Genomic DNA, 15778 nt, shown 5'->3' with positions numbered 1-15778 from the left:
CGCACGTCGTGACGCGGCAGCAGCAGCTCTCCCTCACCTCCCTGGCGCGCGCCGGGTTCGTGGGGTTGAGTTCGGTCCGCGACGAGCTGGACCAGCTCGCGGAGCAGACCGGCCTCGACGGGGAGTCCCTGCTCGCGGCGATCTCGGTCGCCGCCGACCCGGATACGGCGCTCGCCGCCGCCCTGCGGCTGCTGCGCCAGGCCCCCGAGCAGGCGGCCGCTGTGCTGCGCTCGGAGGTGGATGCACGCCGGCTGTTCCGGGTCATCGGCGCGTCGGAGGGCGTCGCGGAGTTCTTCCTGCGGCAGCCGGCGCAGCTGACCGCGCTCGCGCATCCCATCGACGCCCTTCCGACCGCGGACGAGGTCCGCGACGACCTCCTCGACGCGGTCGGTGCGGTGGACGGCGTCGCGGCCGCCGACGACGAGAGCGCGTGGACGGCCCTCCGCATCCGCTACCGCCGCCGGCTCGTGCAGCTGGCGAGCTTCGATCTCGCACAGGACGACCCGGTGGCTGGCTTCGACCAGGTCGCCGCGGCGCTCAGCGACCTGGCGGCCGCGGCGCTGGAGGCGTCGCTCGCCGTCGCCCGCCGGATGGCCTCCGGCACCGGACCCGGCCGCTTCCGGGAAGACCAGGTGCGCGCCACCCCGCTGGCCGTGATCGGGATGGGCAAGGCAGGCGCCCGGGAGCTCAACTACCTCAGTGACGTCGACGTCATCTTCGTGACCGAGGGTGTCGAGGACGCCGGGCTGGAGCCGGGCCGGGCCGTCGACATCGCCACGCGGCTCGCGATGCTCACCATGCGCGGCATCCACGAGCCGGCCATCGAGCCGGGGCTGTGGGAGGTCGATCCGAACCTGCGGCCCGAAGGCAAGGACGGCGCGCTCGTCCGCACCCTCGACTCCCACATCGCCTACTACGACCGCTGGGCGAAGGGCTGGGAGTTCCAGGCGTTGCTGAAGGCGCGGCCGCTCGCCGGCGACCAAGCGCTGGGCGACCGCTATGTCGAAGCACTGGCGCCGAAGGTGTGGAGCAGCGCCTCCCGCGAGAACTTCGTCGAGTCGGTGCAGCGGATGCGCGAGCGCGTCACCGACCACATCCCCGACGACGAGGTGCACTACCAGCTGAAGCTCGGGCCGGGCGGCCTGCGCGACGTCGAGTTCACCGTCCAGCTGCTGCAGCTCGTCCACGGCCAGACCGACGACCAGGTGCGGCAGCGCGACACGCTCTCCGCCCTCGCCGCGCTGGCGGCGCAGGGCTACATCGGGCGCGAGGAGTCGGCGATGTTCTCGCAGGACTACCGCGCGCTGCGCCTGATGGAGCACCGGCTCCAGCTGCGGAGGCTGACCCGCACGCACCTCATGCCGCGCGACGAGGCGGACGTGCGCATCCTGGCCCGTGCGACGGGCCTCGCCCCGAACGCCGACCAGCTGCTCGTCACCTGGAACGCGATCAAGCACCGCGTGCGCGGACTGCACGAGCGGCTGTTCTACCGGCCGCTGCTCAGCGCCGTCGCGGCCACGCCGGCCGACGACGCCCGCCTGGCCGGGGGAGCGGGCCTCACGAGCGCCCAGGCGGAGGCCCGGCTCGCGGCCATCGGCTTCCGCGACCCGCGCGGCGCGCTCGCGCACATCGCCGCGCTCACGTCCGGCGTGTCGCGGCGGGCGACCATCCAGCGCCACCTGCTCCCGGTGATGCTGCAGTGGTTCGCCGCCGGTCCGGACCCCGACTACGGACTCCTCACCTTCCGCCGGCTCAGCGAAGAACTCGGCAGCACGCACTGGTACCTCCGGATGCTGCGCGACTCCACGGGCGCCGCCGAGCGACTCACGCGCATCCTGGCCGGATCGCGCTTCGCCGGCGAGCTGCTCGGCAGCATCCCCGAGTCGGTCGCCTGGCTGGAGTCCGAGGACGAACTGCGCCCACGGCCCGCGGCGCTGCTCCGCGAGGAGACGGCCGCGATCCTGGCGCGGCACGAGTCGGTCGACACCGCCGCGGTCGCCCTGCGCGCCATGCGCCGGCGCGAGATCCTGCGACTGGCCGTCTCCGGCATCCTCGGCTTCGCCACTATCGAGGAGCTCGCCCACGGCCTCAGCGACGTCACCGAGAACACCATCGCCGGCGTGCTCCAGGCGATCCGCGCCTCCCGCGACGACGCCGACCAGCTGGAGTTCGCCGTCATCGGGATGGGCCGGTTCGGTGGACGCGAGCTCGGCTTCGGCTCCGACGCCGACGTCATGTACGTGTTCCGTCCACTCGCCGCGGAGCAGGAGGCCGCGAACCGGAGCGCGCTCGCCATCGTCTCCGAGCTGAACCGGCTCACGGAGGACAACCGCCTCCCGCTCGACCTCGACATCGGCCTGCGGCCGGAGGGCAAGAACGGTCCGCCCGTCCGCTCGCTCGAGTCGTACCGCGCCTACTACCGCCGCTGGTCGCTGACCTGGGAGGCGCAGGCGCTGCTGCGCGCCCGGGGCGTCGCGGGGGATGCCGCGCTGCTCGCGGACTTCGAGCAGCTCGCCGACGAGGTGCGCTATCCGTCCGCCATCGGCGAGCAGGAGGTGCGCGAGGTGAAGCGCATCAAGGCGCGCGTCGAGAACGAGCGGCTCCCGCAGGGCGCCGACCCGTCGCGGCACCTCAAGCTGGGCCGCGGCTCGCTGAGCGACGTGGAGTGGTTCGTCCAGCTCATCCAGCTTCAGCACGCCGCCGCCGTCCCCGACCTGCGGACACCGTCGACGCTGGATGCGCTGGCCGCGGCGACCGCGCACGGTTTCGTCTCCGAAGAGGACGCCGCACGGCTCCGGGACGCCTGGGTCTTCGCCTCCCGCACCCGCTCGGCCATGACCCTCTGGACGAACAAGACCGCCGACGTGCTGCCGGCCGACCGCGTCGCCCTCGACGGGGTCGCGCGGCTGCTGGAGTACCCGCCGGGGTCGGCCAGCCGCCTGGAGGAGGACTACCTGGCGGTGACGCGGCGTGCGCGCGCGGTGTTCGAGCGCGCGTTCTACGGGTTGCCGCAGCGGCCGGCGACCACCGCGTAGCGGGGCCGGCTAGCGCGGCCGGCTAGCGGGATCCTGGGTCGCACCGTGCGCGGAGCCCGGCCGGCGTCAACCGTGGCGCAGCCGGTCGGCCTTGTCGAGCAGCACCTGTCGTTCGCGCTCATTCCCGGCGAGCCGGGCGGCCGTGGTGAGCTCGGCCGCCGCCTCCTCTGTGCGCCCCAGCTGGGCGAGCAGCTCACCGCGGACGCTCGGCAGCAGGTGCGATCCGCTGAGCGCACCGCGCGCGGCGAGCTCGTCGGCGATGAGCAGGGCGTTCGCGGGCCCCGTCGCCATGGAGACCGCCGCCGCGCGGTTGAGGTCGACGACCGGGCTCGGCGCGATGCGTCCGAGCGCTTCGTAGAGCAGCACGATCCGGTCCCAGTCCGTGCGCTCCGCGCTCGGCGCGAGCGCGTGTACTTCCGCGATCGCCGCCTGCAGCGCGTACGGCCCGCGCCCCCGGCCGAGCGCGTCCGCCTGCGCGAGCGCCGCCCGTCCGCGCTGGATCTGCGAGCGGTCCCAGCGCGTGCGGTCCTGCTCGGTGAGCAGCACCGGCGACCCGTCCGGCCGGGTGCGCGCGGGGAACCGCGCGGCCTGGAACTCCATCAGCGCGACCAGTGCGTGCGCCTCGGGCTCGCGGGGGAGCAGCGCGGCGACCATCCGGCCGAGCCGGAGCGCTTCGTTCGCGAGGTCCGCGCGCATCCACTCGCGCCCGGACGTCGCGGCGTACCCCTCGGTGAAGACCAGGTACACGACGCTGAGCACCCCGGCGAGCCGCTCCTTCCACTCGGCCGGCTCGGGGGCGGCGAACGGGATGCGCGCCGCCTGGATGGTCTTCTTGGCCCGCACGATGCGCTGCTGCATCGTCGCGACCGGGACGAAGTACATCCGCGCGATCTCCCCTGTGCTGAGGCCCGCAACGATTCGCAGGGTCAGCGCGACCTGCCCCTCCCGGGAGAGTGCGGGATGGCAGGCCGTGAAGACCAGCCGCAGCACGTCGTCGTCGATCGGCTCCCAGGCATCCTCGACGGTCTCCTCCAGCGCGGACGCCATCGCCCGGTACCGGTCGTCGAGCCGTTCGCGGCGGCGCCAGTGGTCGATCGCCCGGCGCTTCGCGACTGCGGTCAGCCAGCCGCCGGGGTTCGCGGGCACGCCATCCCTCGGCCACTGCTTAAGCGCCTCCACCAGCGCCTCCTGGGCGAGATCCTCGGCGAGGCCGACGTCGCCGGTCGCCTTCGCCAGGGTCGCGACGACGCGCGCCCCGTCGATGCGCCAGACGGCGTCGACCCTCGCCGGGATGTCGTTCATGGTCCGCTGAATCCGTCCTGCCCTCGGCGCCGACGGCTCACGCCTTCTTGGCGGCCTCCCGCCATTCGGCCTCCTTCTGCAGGTACTCGTTGTCGGCGTAGGCGGCGAAGTCGCTCTCGTCGGTCACGCGCCGCACCTCCAGCTTCGACCCCGGGCCCAGCGGGCACCGGCTCGCCCACTCGGCGGCCTCCTCCTTCGAGCTGACCTCGAGGATCCAGAAGCCGTTGAACAGCTCGTGCGTCTCCCCGTAGGGGCCGTCAGTGATGGCGGGAGGATTCGACGAGAAGTCGACCACGAACCCGGTCTCGGCGACGTCGTCCGCGAGCCCGTCGCCCGCCAGCAGCACGCCGGCCGCGATCAGCTGCTCGTTGTACTGACCCATCCGGGTGATGACCTCGTTGAAGTCCATCTCCTCGTAGGCCTCCTTGGCCGCGTCGTTCGAGCGCATGATCAGCATGTACTTCATGGGAGTCTCCCTCACGTCCGGGGTGCTTCGGACGCACCCTCCTACCATCGTGTCGAACGGGGGAGGGAAAGGTCGACAGGGGTCGCGAAAAAAGTTCCGGAACGGCGAGAGGGCCGCATCTTCTCACGCACGGTCTCCTGCGATCCCGCCTCGCGGCGCCCGCTGGTAGCCTGCCGATGTGACCGTCTACCAGATCGTCGGGACGTGGGTGCAAATAGCCGGCGTGCTGGTCGCGCTCTTCGGCCTCGGCAGCACATATCGACGGTATGCGACTCGAGGCACACTCAAGAGGGTCGCAAAGGACCTGGGGCGGCGGATAGCGCAGACCATCAACCCGAAGTGGCGCCGCGGCCCACGTCTGCGCGTGAGTGGGGCAGGTGCTTGGGGCACCGAAGTTGACGACCGCAGCTATGAACTGCCGCACGATACCGACCAAGCACTTCAGATGCTGGCGAGCTACATCCAGCAAGACCGGGCGATGCTCCTCATCGCCAAGTCAGAGTCCGGCCACGCACTTCGCGAACTGGACGGCATGGACGCTCGGCAACGTCATATCGTCGAGGCAGGGGTACGCGATTTTGCCCTCGGAGGCATAGCCATCACCGCATTCGGCCTTATCGTCACAGCGATCGGCATATTCCTAACCCTTTTCTAGCGAGCTAGAACGCCCAGCCTCGTTGCCACATCACGCTTGACGTTATTAACGCCCCGCGTTACTATGGAGCATGCTCCACTCCTTCGCCGATCGTTTCACGGAGGAGGTGTGGTCCGGTCTCCCGGTGAAGCGGTTCGGCCCGGATGTCCGTCGAATCGCCCGCCGCAAGCTCGCCATGCTGAACGCGGCGGCCGATCTCAACGACTGTCGGGTACCGCCGGGAAACCGGCTCGAGAAGCTGAGCGGCGACCGCGCCGGCCAGTACAGCATCCGCATCAACGACCAATACCGCATCTGCTTCCGGTGGACGAGCGGCGGCCCAGAAGCCGTCGAGATCGTCGACTACCACTGAGAGCGATGGACGAACGAGCAGGGGAGGATCCGATGGCCGACTTCATCACACCGGGCGAAGTGCTGTACGAGGAGTTCATGGTGCCCCTCGGCCTGACCAAGTACGCGCTGGCGAAGGCGCTCCATGTCCCGGCCCAGCGGATCGGCGACATCGTCGCAGGCAAGAGGGCCATCTCGCCCGACACCGCGTTGCGGCTGGCACGCGCCTTCGGCACCACCGCGGAGTTCTGGCTCAACCTGCAGGCGCACTACGACCTGGAGCGCGCACTGGAGGCCCACGCCGCCGAGTTCGACGAGATCCGTCCGCTCGTCGCCGTGTGATCACTCGGTACGACCAAACGGCGAGAGGGCCGCATCCCGTGCGGGATGCGGCCCTCTCGTGCTGCGGGAGCGCTCGGCTCAGACGCCGTAGTACAGCTCGTACTTCAATCAAACGCTCGGCGGCCATTGGCTCTGCCTGTTTACCCCGGTCAGAAGCCAATTCCGTGATTGGCCGCTGTTGGCGGCCATAATACGCTGGCGGTAGTCCTGCGGACTAACTGCGGACTGCATGCGTTGTTCCCTTCGCGGTCAAAATCCGTTGACCCGGCCGCTTTGAATCAGATTCGACAGAGTGTCGGCGTCCTCGTATTGATGCTCGGAGTCACCCACTACGTGCCATCCCCTTTCGCCCCTCATGACGTGGCCAATCATCCGGTCCGTCGTCCACATCTCGCTTGTTCCGTCTGGCAGTCTGATCAATTCGTAGGTGAGAGCCATAGGTGCACCATAACAACAGGACGGAGGGGGCTCGCGACGCTTCCATGAGCCCGGTCGGCGTCACTATCGTGACGATATGGAGCCGACAACCGCATTTGTTATGGCATTGCTTGCGCTGATTGTTTCTCTTGTTGCCGCTGCCGCGTCGGTGACCACGTTGACCCGTTCGATCGTCTATCGCCCAAGACCACAGCTGGAATTCGACAGCAGATCGAGACTGCGAGTCCTTGAATCGGGTCTACACGAGAGTCGACATGTTCGCGCCATCAACCAAGGTATGGGCGTAATGCGCGACGTGGAGTGGTGGGGCGTCCACCAACACTCGGGATCGGGGAGCGCGGTTCTCAGTAGTAAGACGACGCTCGAGCAAGGCGAAGCGATTTCAGCAAGTGTTGAGGTGACTCCGCAATCGAAGTGGAAGTCTGATATGTACTTTGAACTGAGGTGGAGGGCCGAGCCGGACTTCCGCAAGATCAAATCGCGAGCGCTGCTTTCAGATCAGTAGGCCGACGTACGATTCCGGCATGCAGATCACCGAAGAGCGTTTACGTCAGATTATTCGCGAAGAACTGCGGGCAGTCCTCAAACCGGCGGACGAGGAGCCGGTGGCAATCGAAGAGTTGGCCGCCTACCTTAAGTTGTCCACCTACACTGTGGCCCAGAAGGCGCACTGGGGGTACATCCCCGGCTTCAAGGTCGGTCGCGAATGGCGGTTTTACATCAGCGAAGTATTGGCTGCCCTGACGCCGCCGTCAGTTGTAGACCCCTGGCAGCAATCTCCGCGCTCCGAGGCGGGTCGTCGCGCAGCCATCACAAGGCGGCGCAACGCCGCGGCAGCGAACAGCAACGGTCGTGACTAAGGGATCTCATCTGTGCGTTCCTCCGCAGGGTATTTCAGCACATCCGTTGCGGACTTTTCGAAGGGTTTGTAGTTGTAAACCTGTCTTAGTCGCCAGCCGACCGGACCCGTCTTACCCCAGAAGTCGACCGTGATCACGTCGGAACCCTTAATCGTCGGGAAATCGCCCGGTATGGCCACAACCTTCGCGTGCCCCGCGGACTCGAACGCTGCACTGAAGTCACTTTGTCCTTGCCGGCCATCGCGCAAGTTCCATCTCATAACGGCTCGATCCATCTTCGGCTCGACTAAGCGGTGACCGATCATGACTCCAAACTTGCCCTCCACCCGAACAAGCAAGACCTCAAGAGCGGGGCGTCCAGCCAAACTCAAAGCGCGCAGTGCGTCTCGCGCAGTGGCTGAACTCTGTTGTGCAGAAAGAAACGCTGCGAAAGCCGAGACGCCAGCACCCACCGCAGCCAGCGCCGTGAACAACGCAGTGATCAGATTGCCGTCAAGCTTGTAAGTCTTAACCGCCCAGTAGCCGCCAACGATGAAGGCAGCAGAAAAGACCACTGCGGCCACCGCCCACCATGTCCAACGCTTACGCACCGCCTGAGAATATCCGACTCCTGAAACACAAACCGAGTTCCCATCACTGTCCGAAGGCGTGACGCGATGTAGCGCCCCTCGCGCGTTCCGACGAAGGGGGGCTGGGGGAGGGGTGTCAGTCGCTGTCGAGGTAGCGGTAGACGGTCGCCCTGGACACGCCAACGGCACGCGCTATGTCACCTGCCGACAGGCCTTGTGCTTTCAGGGTGCGCACCTTTGCTGCTGCCTTGGCGTTGACCTTGCTCCCATGCGTGGATGGTAGCGCAGTGGCGACCCTTAGCTAGGGCTGGACGGTCGCCGCTCCGGGAGCTGGTGAACAAAGTGAGGAAGACTCTAGAGTTGCGGCCATGAGAAATTCACCGCTGAGGCAACCTCGGCGCTATGTGAAAGCGGGAGGCCAAGATGACAACCAGGGACGAGTGGCGAATTGCCCTCATTGGGTTCGCCGGAACAGTTATCGGCGCGGTGTCGGTCCTAGCTGGAACTGTGATTTCCTCCAACCTTCAGGACGTTCATGATCGGACTGCCAAGCTCGAGCAGCAACGGGAGAAGCTGTTCGATGAGCTGCTGGACTACGGGAACGACTATGGCTGGGCTTCCATCGCCGCTCAAAATTATCTTGAGGCCGGCCATACGGACCAAGAGCTTCTGGGCAACGAAGCGTTGATGTCGAGGTATTTGAAGGCGCGCCATGACTTCAAGACCAGCGTCAATCAGATGTCGGTGTATGGAACTTCCGATGCCTGGCAACGGGCCGAAGAACTGTATAAGGCACTGCCGCCGATCGGCGGCGACAAGTACGTCTACACGTTCAATTACGGTGAATATGACTTGGCCTATGGCGGTGTCCTTTCCGAGTACTGCCAAGAGGCGCAGCCCGACCGCAAGGACTGCGATTCGCGCTGATTCGAACGTATGTTCTAATGAATTGCGTGACACGACCAAAGCCAATTCGCTACGACAGGGACACCTGGCTAGTCATGCGCGACGACCCTGGGGTCCCGAATGCCGTGATCCGCCGCTACACGGACAAGAGCGGCAAAGACAGCTACTTGGTCGTCAGGTGGCACATTGATCCCGCCGAACGACGTCTCATGGCTGTGTGTGAATCGCTCGAGCGCGCCGACGACCTAGTGCGATACGACAGCCGCACGTCGCACGGCTACTGGGATGGCCCACCGAACCCGCATCCGGCCGGGTAGAGGCCCGGTGTTGCTACGCTCACGGTATGTTGGGGGATTGGATAGTCGCTGTCTGGACCGCAGTCGTCGAGTTCCTCAGTCGCGTCGCACACTCCGCCAACGCTGCAGCCTGGTTTTCCGCGGTGGGGACGGTAGCCGCGGTGTTCGTATCGCTCTACCTAATTCGGCAACAAAACCAGCTGCGTGCTAGGGAAGCGGCCGAGAGGGAGAGGCGCCAGGCTCGCGCTGTCCACATCAGCTACCCGATCTTCGACGGCATCGAAGGTGACCGTTACTACAAGTTCGACCCGTACAAGCCTGAGAACATACCACCTGGCATCCAACTCGTGTATTGGACCAGCACAATCGCGAACGCTAGCGACGACGCAATCTCGAACGTATCCGGGCGTATTGCCAGCGTCGACGAGGAGGCGTTTTCGTATCTCCCAGACGGCGGCGACTTCCTCGCCCACGAGGTGGTAGCGCGGTTACTCCCCGGCGAAAAGCTAAGAATCACCCTAAAGCTCAGGATGGATCTGACGCGCGAGACCGGCTACAACAATCGAGGCGACCTGGAATTCGCCACCTACCTGCAATTCACCGATGCTGAAGGCCGCGTCTGGAACCGTGACCCCCGAGGTCAGCTCAATGCGGGGCCGGCCAAGATTCGGTTGCCGGGCGAGCCGCGAGTGCGTGTGATCGATTGAGCTAATCACCAACGGCTCGGGCGATGCCCCGCTGGACAAACCCAACAGTCTCAAACGTCGGCCACTGATTTTCCGACGTGAGCCACAACTCTTCGTAAGCCGCACAACTCATGGGTAAACGCACGATTGAGGGCAGCGCCCCTCCAAGTCGCGGGAAGTCGGCCCACTCGTCGCCTTCGACCCGGCGAAGCAGGGAACGGCTGAATCCATTGATGCCCGCCACGTGCTGCACACTAGGCGGCATGCGGGCGTAGCGGAAAGACACCCCCGCTAGGTTTTGCCATAGGCCCGCGCTACCGTCGCCAGCATGTGGAAGCTTTACATCGGCGGAGTCCTGGTCGGAAATGCGACTACGCATGCGGCCATGGAGCGCATGACCCAGACTTTCAGAGAGATCATCGCAAGCGGTGGCGGTTGGCACGATCTTCAATACCCGCTAGGTGACGGAATTGGAACGAACCGCATCTTTCTCAATGCGGCGTCGCAGATCCTATTTCTAGAGGCGGATTGAGTTTCACCGCGCCGCAAGCGACGTGCCGGAAAGGATTGGCTGTCACGGCCCGATCGGCAGGATGATCGGCTTACCGGCCTGGCCGTCAGACATGAGCGCGTTCGCGGGACCGAGCGAATAGGTGACGCCGGCGATTGAGACGCCCGGGATGTTGGTTGCCCCTTCCACGGTCACCATCAGAGGCGAAACCTGGGTGATAGTGCACGGAGCCACATAAAGGTGGGCTCGTTTCACAGGGTTGGTCAACTCGTGTACCAGCGGATTGCGTAGCATCACCACGTCCTTCCGGCGTTGAGTTGTTGTGCCGCCTGGCTGAACAACCGCTGGCCGCCCTGCTCGACCTGGACCTGGATGAACTTTGTGAGGTCTACGCCGTTGGAACTGACATAGACGTTCACCGGGGCTTGTGCCGCGCTAGCGCCCGCCTGCCGATTCGCAATCTGTGCAATCTGCATTGGGCGGGCATTACTGTTGATCGCCTTCAACAACATCCGGTTGTTCGACGCCTGCCCATACCGATTGGAAATGATCTCTTCCAGCGGCGCCAGCATCGCCGGCACTGAGTCCACCCACGAGACGCCCGAACCCGGGACCGTCAGGCCAGTTGCAGCGTGAAGGGGGATCGTGCCTCCGTCGCGGAAGCCGACGTTTCCGCGACCCGGTGCGCCCGCAGGAGCGTTCACCACAGCGTCCACAAAGACGGTCTTCCCGTGCAGGTAGTTGATCCACTGCTGCAAACCGATGACCTTGTTCTTCGCGTCATCAAGGCCGCTGACCTGAACCGCCGTCGAAACGTTCTTCGGAATCAAGCCGTACTGGTCCGTTAGGTTGTTCGCCTGATCCGCCGTAGCACCGGCAGCAATCGCAGCGTTGATGAACGCCTGCCGCGCCGACGCCATATTCGCCGTCAACACGTCCGTCGACGTGCCAGCCTTCGCCTGCGCTGCAATCAACGACGTAGCGGCGGACGCAATATCGTTCAGTGCACCCATGTTGCGACGGCCTGAGTCCGTCGTCACATCGAGGCCCTTGCCATACTCCTTCGTCGTCGCGACGGCCTGTGCCACCGACGAGTTGTACTGAATATTTGCCTGTGACGCATCAAGGTTGACTTGACCCAGCCCAGGCAACTGCTGAGACAGCTTGTCTGTTGCGTCCGCGGGACGCCGTGCACGACGGCATCGTGCCCCGATCCCCGGTAAGTCGGCGCACCTCGCCAGGTGCGGCAAAGCAACGCCCCTACGTCGCCCCCACAGCGCAGATCTGGGCACTCCACAACGCGCTGCCCGAGCACTTTCGCCCCGTCATCCTACTAGGCGCCTTCGCCGGCCTCAGAGTGGCGGAGATCGCCGCTCTGCGAGTCTCCGACGTCGACTTCATGCGCGGAATCATCTCACCGGCGATTCAGTATCCGGCCGAGCCCCTCAAGACCGATATGTCCAAGACGCCGATCCCGATTCCTCAAGAGGTAGCGCTCGAGCAGAACAGGATCCCGGTGCAGTGGGGGAGCAGCACACTCGTCGTCGGCGCCTATGGCCGCCCCGTCGCGCCCTACACAATCGAGACGGCGTTCAAACTCTCACGCACCACCGTCGACGGCGTGACTGAGGGCTTCCAAATCCACGACCTGCGGCGCTACTACGCGTCACTGCTCATAGCCGCCGGCCTCGACATCAAGACAGTCCAGGCTCGACTACGGCACGCCTCGGCGAAGACAACGCTGGACACGTACGGGCACATGTGGCCAGACAAAGACGAGTCCGCACGAGCCGCGGTGTCGGCCGCTTACGCGGACCGTCCTGCAACTCGTGCGGACTCTTTGCGGACTGACAAGGCGTCAGCCAAATGAATCGCTGGGACCCAGCTCAGACGCCGTAGTACAGCTCGTACTCGAACGGGTGCGGGCGCTGCGCGAGCGGCTTGATCTCCTTCTCGCGCTTGTACTCGGTCCACGTCTCGATGAGCTCCGGGGTGAACACGCCGCCCGCGGTGAGGAAGTCGTGGTCGGCCTCGAGCGCGTCGAGGGCCTCGCCGAGCGACGCCGGCACCTGCGGGATGTTGCGCGCCTCCTCCGGCGGGAGCTCGTAGAGGTCCTTGTCGACCGGCTCGTGCGGCTCGATGCGGTTCTTGATGCCGTCGAGGCCCGCCATCAGCTGCGCGGCGAAGGCGAGGTACGGGTTGCCGGAGGCGTCTGGCGCGCGGAACTCGATGCGCTTCGCCTTCGGGTTGCTGCCCGTGATCGGGATGCGGATCGACGCCGAGCGGTTGCCGGCCGAGTAGACCAGGTTGACCGGGGCCTCGAAGCCGGGGACCAGGCGGTGGAACGAGTTCACCGTCGGGTTGGTGAAGGCGAGGACGGCCGGGGCGTGCTTGAGCAGGCCGCCGATGTACCAGCGCGCGATGTCCGACAGGCCGCCGTAGCCGGCCTCGTCGTAGAACAGCGGCTTGCCGTCGTTCCACAGCGACTGGTGCGTGTGCATGCCCGAGCCGTTGTCGCCGAACAGCGGCTTCGGCATGAACGTCGCCGTCTTGCCCCACTCGTTCGCCGTGTTCTTCACGATGTACTTGAACTTGAGGATGTCATCCGCCGCGTGCACCATCGTGTCGAAGCGGTAGTTGATCTCGGCCTGGCCGCCGGTGCCCACCTCGTGGTGCGCGCGCTCGAGGATGAGTCCGGCCTCGATCAGCTTCAGCGAGATGTCGTCGCGCAGGTCGGCCTGCTTGTCGACCGGGCTGACCGGGAAGTAGCCGCCCTTGTACGGGGTCTTGTTGCCCAGGTTGCCGCCCTCTTCGACGCGACCGGAGTTCCAGGCGCCCTCCTCCGAGTCCACGGAGTAGAAGCTCGAGTTCTGCTTCACCTCGTAGCGGACGTCGTCGAAGATGTAGAACTCGGCCTCCGGCGCGAAGTACGCGGTGTCGGCGATGCCCGTGGAGGCGAGGTACTTCTCCGCCTTCTTGGCGACCTGGCGCGGGTCCTTCGCGTAGATCTCGCCGTTGCGCGGGTTGTAGATGTCGAACACCATGATCAGCGTGCGCTCGGCACGGAACGGGTCGATGTAGGCGGTGGAGACGTCCGGGATGAGCTGCATGTCGGACTCGTGGATCGACGCGAAGCCTCGGATCGAGGAGCCGTCGAAGAGCTGGCCGACGGAGAAGAACTCCTCGTCGACGGTAGCGGCGGGGATGTTGAAGTGCTGCTGCACACCGGGAAGGTCGGTGAAGCGGATATCAAGGAACTTGACGTCGGTGTCCTTGATGAACTTGAGCACCTCGGAAGAATCACGGAACATGCAGACGACTCCCAATGGCTTTGCGGGTGACCGGACTGCGCGTGCAGCCCACTCCTCCACGGTAGGGGGAGGCCGTTTCCCCGGGGTGACGCAAATGTTTCGGGCATGTTACGGGTACCCCGGGCCTGTATCCGCACAGGATGCGCTCCGCGCGGCTCGATAGACTCAGCCGGTGCCGCAGAACTCCGCCAGCCGCCCCGGCGACGTCGCCCCTAGCCGTTACCCGGGGGAGCGGCTCGGCCTCCCCGAGTCGGGCCCGCGGTCGGTCGGCCGCGTCGGCCGTCGCATCGGCGCGATCGCGGTCGACTGGGCCATCGCGTCGTTCCTGTCGTTCGCGTTCTTCCGCTACGACTCGTGGGCGACGATCGGCCTCTTCGCCCTGCTGCAGGTCATCTTCATCCCGACGATCGGCGGCAGCATCGGCCACCGGGTGTTCGGGATGCGGGTCGTCGCCCTCCGCGGAGGCTGGGTCGGCGTGTGGCGGCCGGTGGTGCGTACGGTCCTGCTCTGCCTGGCGATCCCCGCCCTCGTCTGGGACTCCGACCAGCGCGGCTTCCACGACAAGGTCGCCGGCACTGTCCTCATCCGCGCGTAGCCGCGAGTTCTCCACAGCTTCGCTTCCGCACCCCCTCTCCGCTTCGCATCTCCGTAGGCTCGACCCCACTGAGACGGGGAAGGAGCGGACATTGTGGGTCGGAGGCCGGTGCATCCGGATAAGCACATCGAAGCCGTCATGAGGAGCTGCGAACGACAGGGGTGGCTGTTCGTGAAAGGGCGCAAGTATTACAAGGGACGCTGTCCGTGCGGATCGCATCTCAAGACGGTCCATCTGACGCCGAACAGGTCGTACGTGGTGAATCTGGAGCGATACTTCACGCGGTTAGACTGCTGGAGACGGGAGGAGCGACGATGAACGGATATCACGTCCAGGTGGCGGTCGAAGCATCGAGCCCCATGGAGCACTTCGAGTCGCTCTTCGACGCCGTCGCCGATGCGTTCGCCGACTGCGCAGACATCATGAACGCCGACGTGTCGGCCGACCTGCGCACCCGCACCCTCACTTTCGAGATGGATGTGGAGACCGAGACCGAGGTCGACGCTCTGGAGAGCGCTCTGGTCGCCGTCCGGACCGCGCTTCACGCGTCCGGCGGCGCGACGGCCGCGTGGGAGGATCACTTCCGGATGCTGCGGCAGACGATCGAAGTGCCCGCGCTGGATCAGCCGGGGATGCTCCAGGCCTGACGGCTCTGTGGGTGGGCGCGATCGCGGCCCCCATCGAGTACACGAAAAGTGCACGGATTCGCGAGGAATCCGTGCACTTTTCGTGTACTCGACGGAGGGAGGGCCGACCGGGTCAGCGGGCGCGCTGCGCGCGGACCTTCATCGGGTCGATGCCCTTCGGGATCGGCATCTGGTTCTCCATCGACTGGAGCCGGTTGCTGATCGCCAGGACCTCGGCCTTCGTGAGGGTCGGCTTGATCTTCGCCAGGGTGCGCGGCACCTTGTGCAGCGGCACGGAATCGGCATCCGGTCCGACGGTGATGATCGTGACCGGGACGTTCGGGAGGACGCGGTTCACCTTGCGGCGCTCCTCGTCGACCATGCGCTTGGTGCGGGTGGCCGGTCCCTCGCTGATGAGCACGACGCCGCCGCGGCCGGTCGCCCGGTACACCGCATCCTGCGTCTTCCCGTTGACCGCGACCGGCATCTCGGATCCGCGCCAGCTGCGCTTCAGCGAGGAGCGCAGCACGGCGCCCACGGCGCCCGGCTGGCCCTCGATCTGCGAATACGCCGCCCGCTCGGCACGGCGACCCAGGATGATGAGCGCGATCAGGACGCCGGCGAGCACGCCCGCGACGATCCAGAGGATCATCGTGAAGACGTTGCCGCCGGAGAGGAACACCGCCAGGAGCACGCCCGCGATGATCGGCAGGACAGCCCCGAGGAGGATGTAGAGGACCGCGCGGTCGTCGTACCGGCGGGTCATCTGGAACACCTGCCACATCTGCTTCAGACGGCCGGGCTCCTTGGTGGACTTGTCCTTTGCCATAGCTCCAAGGATACCGGCTCG

Annotated in this window: 19 protein-coding genes and 1 pseudogene; 12 read left to right on the top strand and 8 right to left on the bottom strand. The window is 66.0% G+C overall.

From position 1 onward, the window contains the following. The first annotated feature begins 8 nt into the window (after positions 1–8). The gene (locus J2W45_RS05885; RefSeq protein WP_310129771.1) at positions 9–3035 is read left to right on the top strand and encodes a bifunctional [glutamine synthetase] adenylyltransferase/[glutamine synthetase]-adenylyl-L-tyrosine phosphorylase; all 3027 of its coding nucleotides are present in this window, start codon (positions 9–11) and stop codon (positions 3033–3035) included. Positions 3036–3101: 66 nt separating this feature from the next. Here J2W45_RS05885 and J2W45_RS05880 read toward each other — a convergent pair whose 3' ends face one another. Together J2W45_RS05880 and J2W45_RS05875 are read right to left on the bottom strand one after the other, a co-directional pair. After that, positions 3102–4337, bottom strand: coding sequence for an RNA polymerase sigma factor (locus J2W45_RS05880; protein WP_310129769.1), 1236 nt, complete (start codon positions 4335–4337; stop codon positions 3102–3104). Between the two features lie 37 nt (positions 4338–4374). Further along, positions 4375–4803 (bottom strand): YciI family protein, encoded by a 429-nt coding sequence (locus J2W45_RS05875; RefSeq protein WP_310129768.1) that lies wholly within the window; start codon positions 4801–4803, stop codon positions 4375–4377. Between the two features lie 178 nt (positions 4804–4981). Between J2W45_RS05875 and J2W45_RS05870 the strand changes: the two genes are divergently transcribed. From J2W45_RS05870 to J2W45_RS05850, 5 genes are all read left to right on the top strand, one after another. Further along, positions 4982–5458 carry a hypothetical protein gene (locus J2W45_RS05870; protein WP_310129767.1) on the top strand — a complete coding sequence of 159 codons (477 nt, stop codon included), beginning with the start codon at positions 4982–4984 and terminating at the stop codon, positions 5456–5458. Positions 5459–5528: 70 nt separating this feature from the next. Next, positions 5529–5810, top strand: a complete 282-nt coding sequence (locus J2W45_RS05865) for a type II toxin-antitoxin system RelE/ParE family toxin (protein ID WP_310129765.1) — start codon at positions 5529–5531, stop codon at positions 5808–5810. Between the two features lie 5 nt (positions 5811–5815). Further along, complete coding sequence (locus J2W45_RS05860; protein ID WP_310129763.1) at positions 5816–6130, top strand: HigA family addiction module antitoxin; 315 nt, start codon at positions 5816–5818, stop codon at positions 6128–6130. 514 nt (positions 6131–6644) lie between these two features. Continuing rightward, the gene (locus tag J2W45_RS05855; RefSeq protein WP_310129762.1) at positions 6645–7073 is read left to right on the top strand and encodes a hypothetical protein; all 429 of its coding nucleotides are present in this window, start codon (positions 6645–6647) and stop codon (positions 7071–7073) included. Positions 7074–7092: 19 nt separating this feature from the next. After that, positions 7093–7428, top strand: a complete 336-nt coding sequence (locus J2W45_RS05850) for a helix-turn-helix domain-containing protein (protein ID WP_310129760.1) — start codon at positions 7093–7095, stop codon at positions 7426–7428. On the opposite strand, the gene J2W45_RS05845 is transcribed toward J2W45_RS05850, so the two are convergent. After that, entirely contained in the window at positions 7425–8018 is a 594-nt protein-coding gene (locus J2W45_RS05845; protein ID WP_310129758.1) for a hypothetical protein, read from the bottom strand. The two genes, J2W45_RS05850 and J2W45_RS05845, sit on opposite strands and share 4 nt — an antisense overlap. A gap of 115 nt (positions 8019–8133) precedes the next feature. Next, positions 8134–8250, bottom strand: a pseudogene (locus J2W45_RS18420) (helix-turn-helix domain-containing protein); the annotation flags it as partial. A 170-nt stretch (positions 8251–8420) separates the two neighbouring features. Here J2W45_RS18420 and J2W45_RS05840 point away from each other — a divergent pair. The 3 genes from J2W45_RS05840 (at position 8421) to J2W45_RS05830 (ending at position 10417) form a co-directional block, all read left to right on the top strand. Then, a complete protein-coding gene (locus J2W45_RS05840; RefSeq protein ID WP_310129756.1) occupies positions 8421–8924 on the top strand; it encodes a Z-ring associated ZapG family protein in 504 nt (167 codons plus the stop codon). 322 nt (positions 8925–9246) lie between these two features. After that, complete coding sequence (locus tag J2W45_RS05835) at positions 9247–9906, top strand: hypothetical protein (RefSeq protein WP_310129754.1); 660 nt, start codon at positions 9247–9249, stop codon at positions 9904–9906. Between the two features lie 307 nt (positions 9907–10213). After that, positions 10214–10417, top strand: a complete 204-nt coding sequence (locus J2W45_RS05830) for a hypothetical protein (protein ID WP_310129752.1) — start codon at positions 10214–10216, stop codon at positions 10415–10417. 42 nt (positions 10418–10459) lie between these two features. On the opposite strand, the gene J2W45_RS05825 is transcribed toward J2W45_RS05830, so the two are convergent. Then, positions 10460–10591: a hypothetical protein gene (locus J2W45_RS05825; RefSeq protein WP_310129750.1), complete on the bottom strand. Its 132-nt coding sequence runs from the start codon at positions 10589–10591 to the stop codon at positions 10460–10462. A gap of 98 nt (positions 10592–10689) precedes the next feature. Continuing rightward, a complete protein-coding gene (locus J2W45_RS05820) occupies positions 10690–11484 on the bottom strand; it encodes a hypothetical protein (protein WP_310129749.1) in 795 nt (264 codons plus the stop codon). A gap of 101 nt (positions 11485–11585) precedes the next feature. On the opposite strand from J2W45_RS05820, the gene J2W45_RS05815 reads away from it, so the two are divergent. Then, a complete protein-coding gene (locus J2W45_RS05815) occupies positions 11586–12266 on the top strand; it encodes a tyrosine-type recombinase/integrase (RefSeq protein ID WP_310129747.1) in 681 nt (226 codons plus the stop codon). A gap of 16 nt (positions 12267–12282) precedes the next feature. On the opposite strand, the gene glnA is transcribed toward J2W45_RS05815, so the two are convergent. Then, the gene (gene glnA / locus J2W45_RS05810; protein WP_310129745.1) at positions 12283–13707 is read right to left on the bottom strand and encodes a type I glutamate--ammonia ligase; all 1425 of its coding nucleotides are present in this window, start codon (positions 13705–13707) and stop codon (positions 12283–12285) included. A gap of 172 nt (positions 13708–13879) precedes the next feature. Between glnA and J2W45_RS05805 the strand changes: the two genes are divergently transcribed. Beyond that, positions 13880–14302 carry an RDD family protein gene (locus tag J2W45_RS05805; protein WP_310129743.1) on the top strand — a complete coding sequence of 141 codons (423 nt, stop codon included), beginning with the start codon at positions 13880–13882 and terminating at the stop codon, positions 14300–14302. Positions 14303–14616: 314 nt separating this feature from the next. Further along, positions 14617–14949 (top strand): hypothetical protein, encoded by a 333-nt coding sequence (locus J2W45_RS05800; RefSeq protein WP_310129741.1) that lies wholly within the window; start codon positions 14617–14619, stop codon positions 14947–14949. 112 nt (positions 14950–15061) lie between these two features. Here J2W45_RS05800 and J2W45_RS05795 read toward each other — a convergent pair whose 3' ends face one another. After that, entirely contained in the window at positions 15062–15757 is a 696-nt protein-coding gene (locus J2W45_RS05795; RefSeq protein ID WP_310129740.1) for a DUF4191 domain-containing protein, read from the bottom strand. Positions 15758–15778: the final 21 nt, after the last annotated feature.

Origin of the sequence: Leifsonia shinshuensis (genome assembly GCF_031456835.1) — a bacterium.
Taxonomy (GTDB): Bacteria; Actinomycetota; Actinomycetes; order Actinomycetales; family Microbacteriaceae; genus Leifsonia; species Leifsonia shinshuensis_C.
Note: the sequence above shows the minus strand (reverse complement) of the source record. Positions and strands in the feature narration are given on the sequence as shown.

Coding starts and splice junctions, on each gene's coding strand:
- glnA (WP_310129745.1), bottom strand. CDS start 13,707: ATGTTCCGTGATTCTTCCGAGGTGCTCAAGTTCATCAAGGACACCGAC.
- J2W45_RS05830 (WP_310129752.1), top strand. CDS start 10,214: ATGTGGAAGCTTTACATCGGCGGAGTCCTGGTCGGAAATGCGACTACG.
- J2W45_RS05850 (WP_310129760.1), top strand. CDS start 7,093: ATGCAGATCACCGAAGAGCGTTTACGTCAGATTATTCGCGAAGAACTG.
- J2W45_RS05795 (WP_310129740.1), bottom strand. CDS start 15,757: ATGGCAAAGGACAAGTCCACCAAGGAGCCCGGCCGTCTGAAGCAGATG.
- J2W45_RS05855 (WP_310129762.1), top strand. CDS start 6,645: ATGGAGCCGACAACCGCATTTGTTATGGCATTGCTTGCGCTGATTGTT.
- J2W45_RS05840 (WP_310129756.1), top strand. CDS start 8,421: ATGACAACCAGGGACGAGTGGCGAATTGCCCTCATTGGGTTCGCCGGA.
- J2W45_RS05800 (WP_310129741.1), top strand. CDS start 14,617: ATGAACGGATATCACGTCCAGGTGGCGGTCGAAGCATCGAGCCCCATG.
- J2W45_RS05880 (WP_310129769.1), bottom strand. CDS start 4,337: ATGAACGACATCCCGGCGAGGGTCGACGCCGTCTGGCGCATCGACGGG.
- J2W45_RS05860 (WP_310129763.1), top strand. CDS start 5,816: ATGGACGAACGAGCAGGGGAGGATCCGATGGCCGACTTCATCACACCG.
- J2W45_RS05835 (WP_310129754.1), top strand. CDS start 9,247: ATGTTGGGGGATTGGATAGTCGCTGTCTGGACCGCAGTCGTCGAGTTC.
- J2W45_RS05865 (WP_310129765.1), top strand. CDS start 5,529: ATGCTCCACTCCTTCGCCGATCGTTTCACGGAGGAGGTGTGGTCCGGT.
- J2W45_RS05875 (WP_310129768.1), bottom strand. CDS start 4,803: ATGAAGTACATGCTGATCATGCGCTCGAACGACGCGGCCAAGGAGGCC.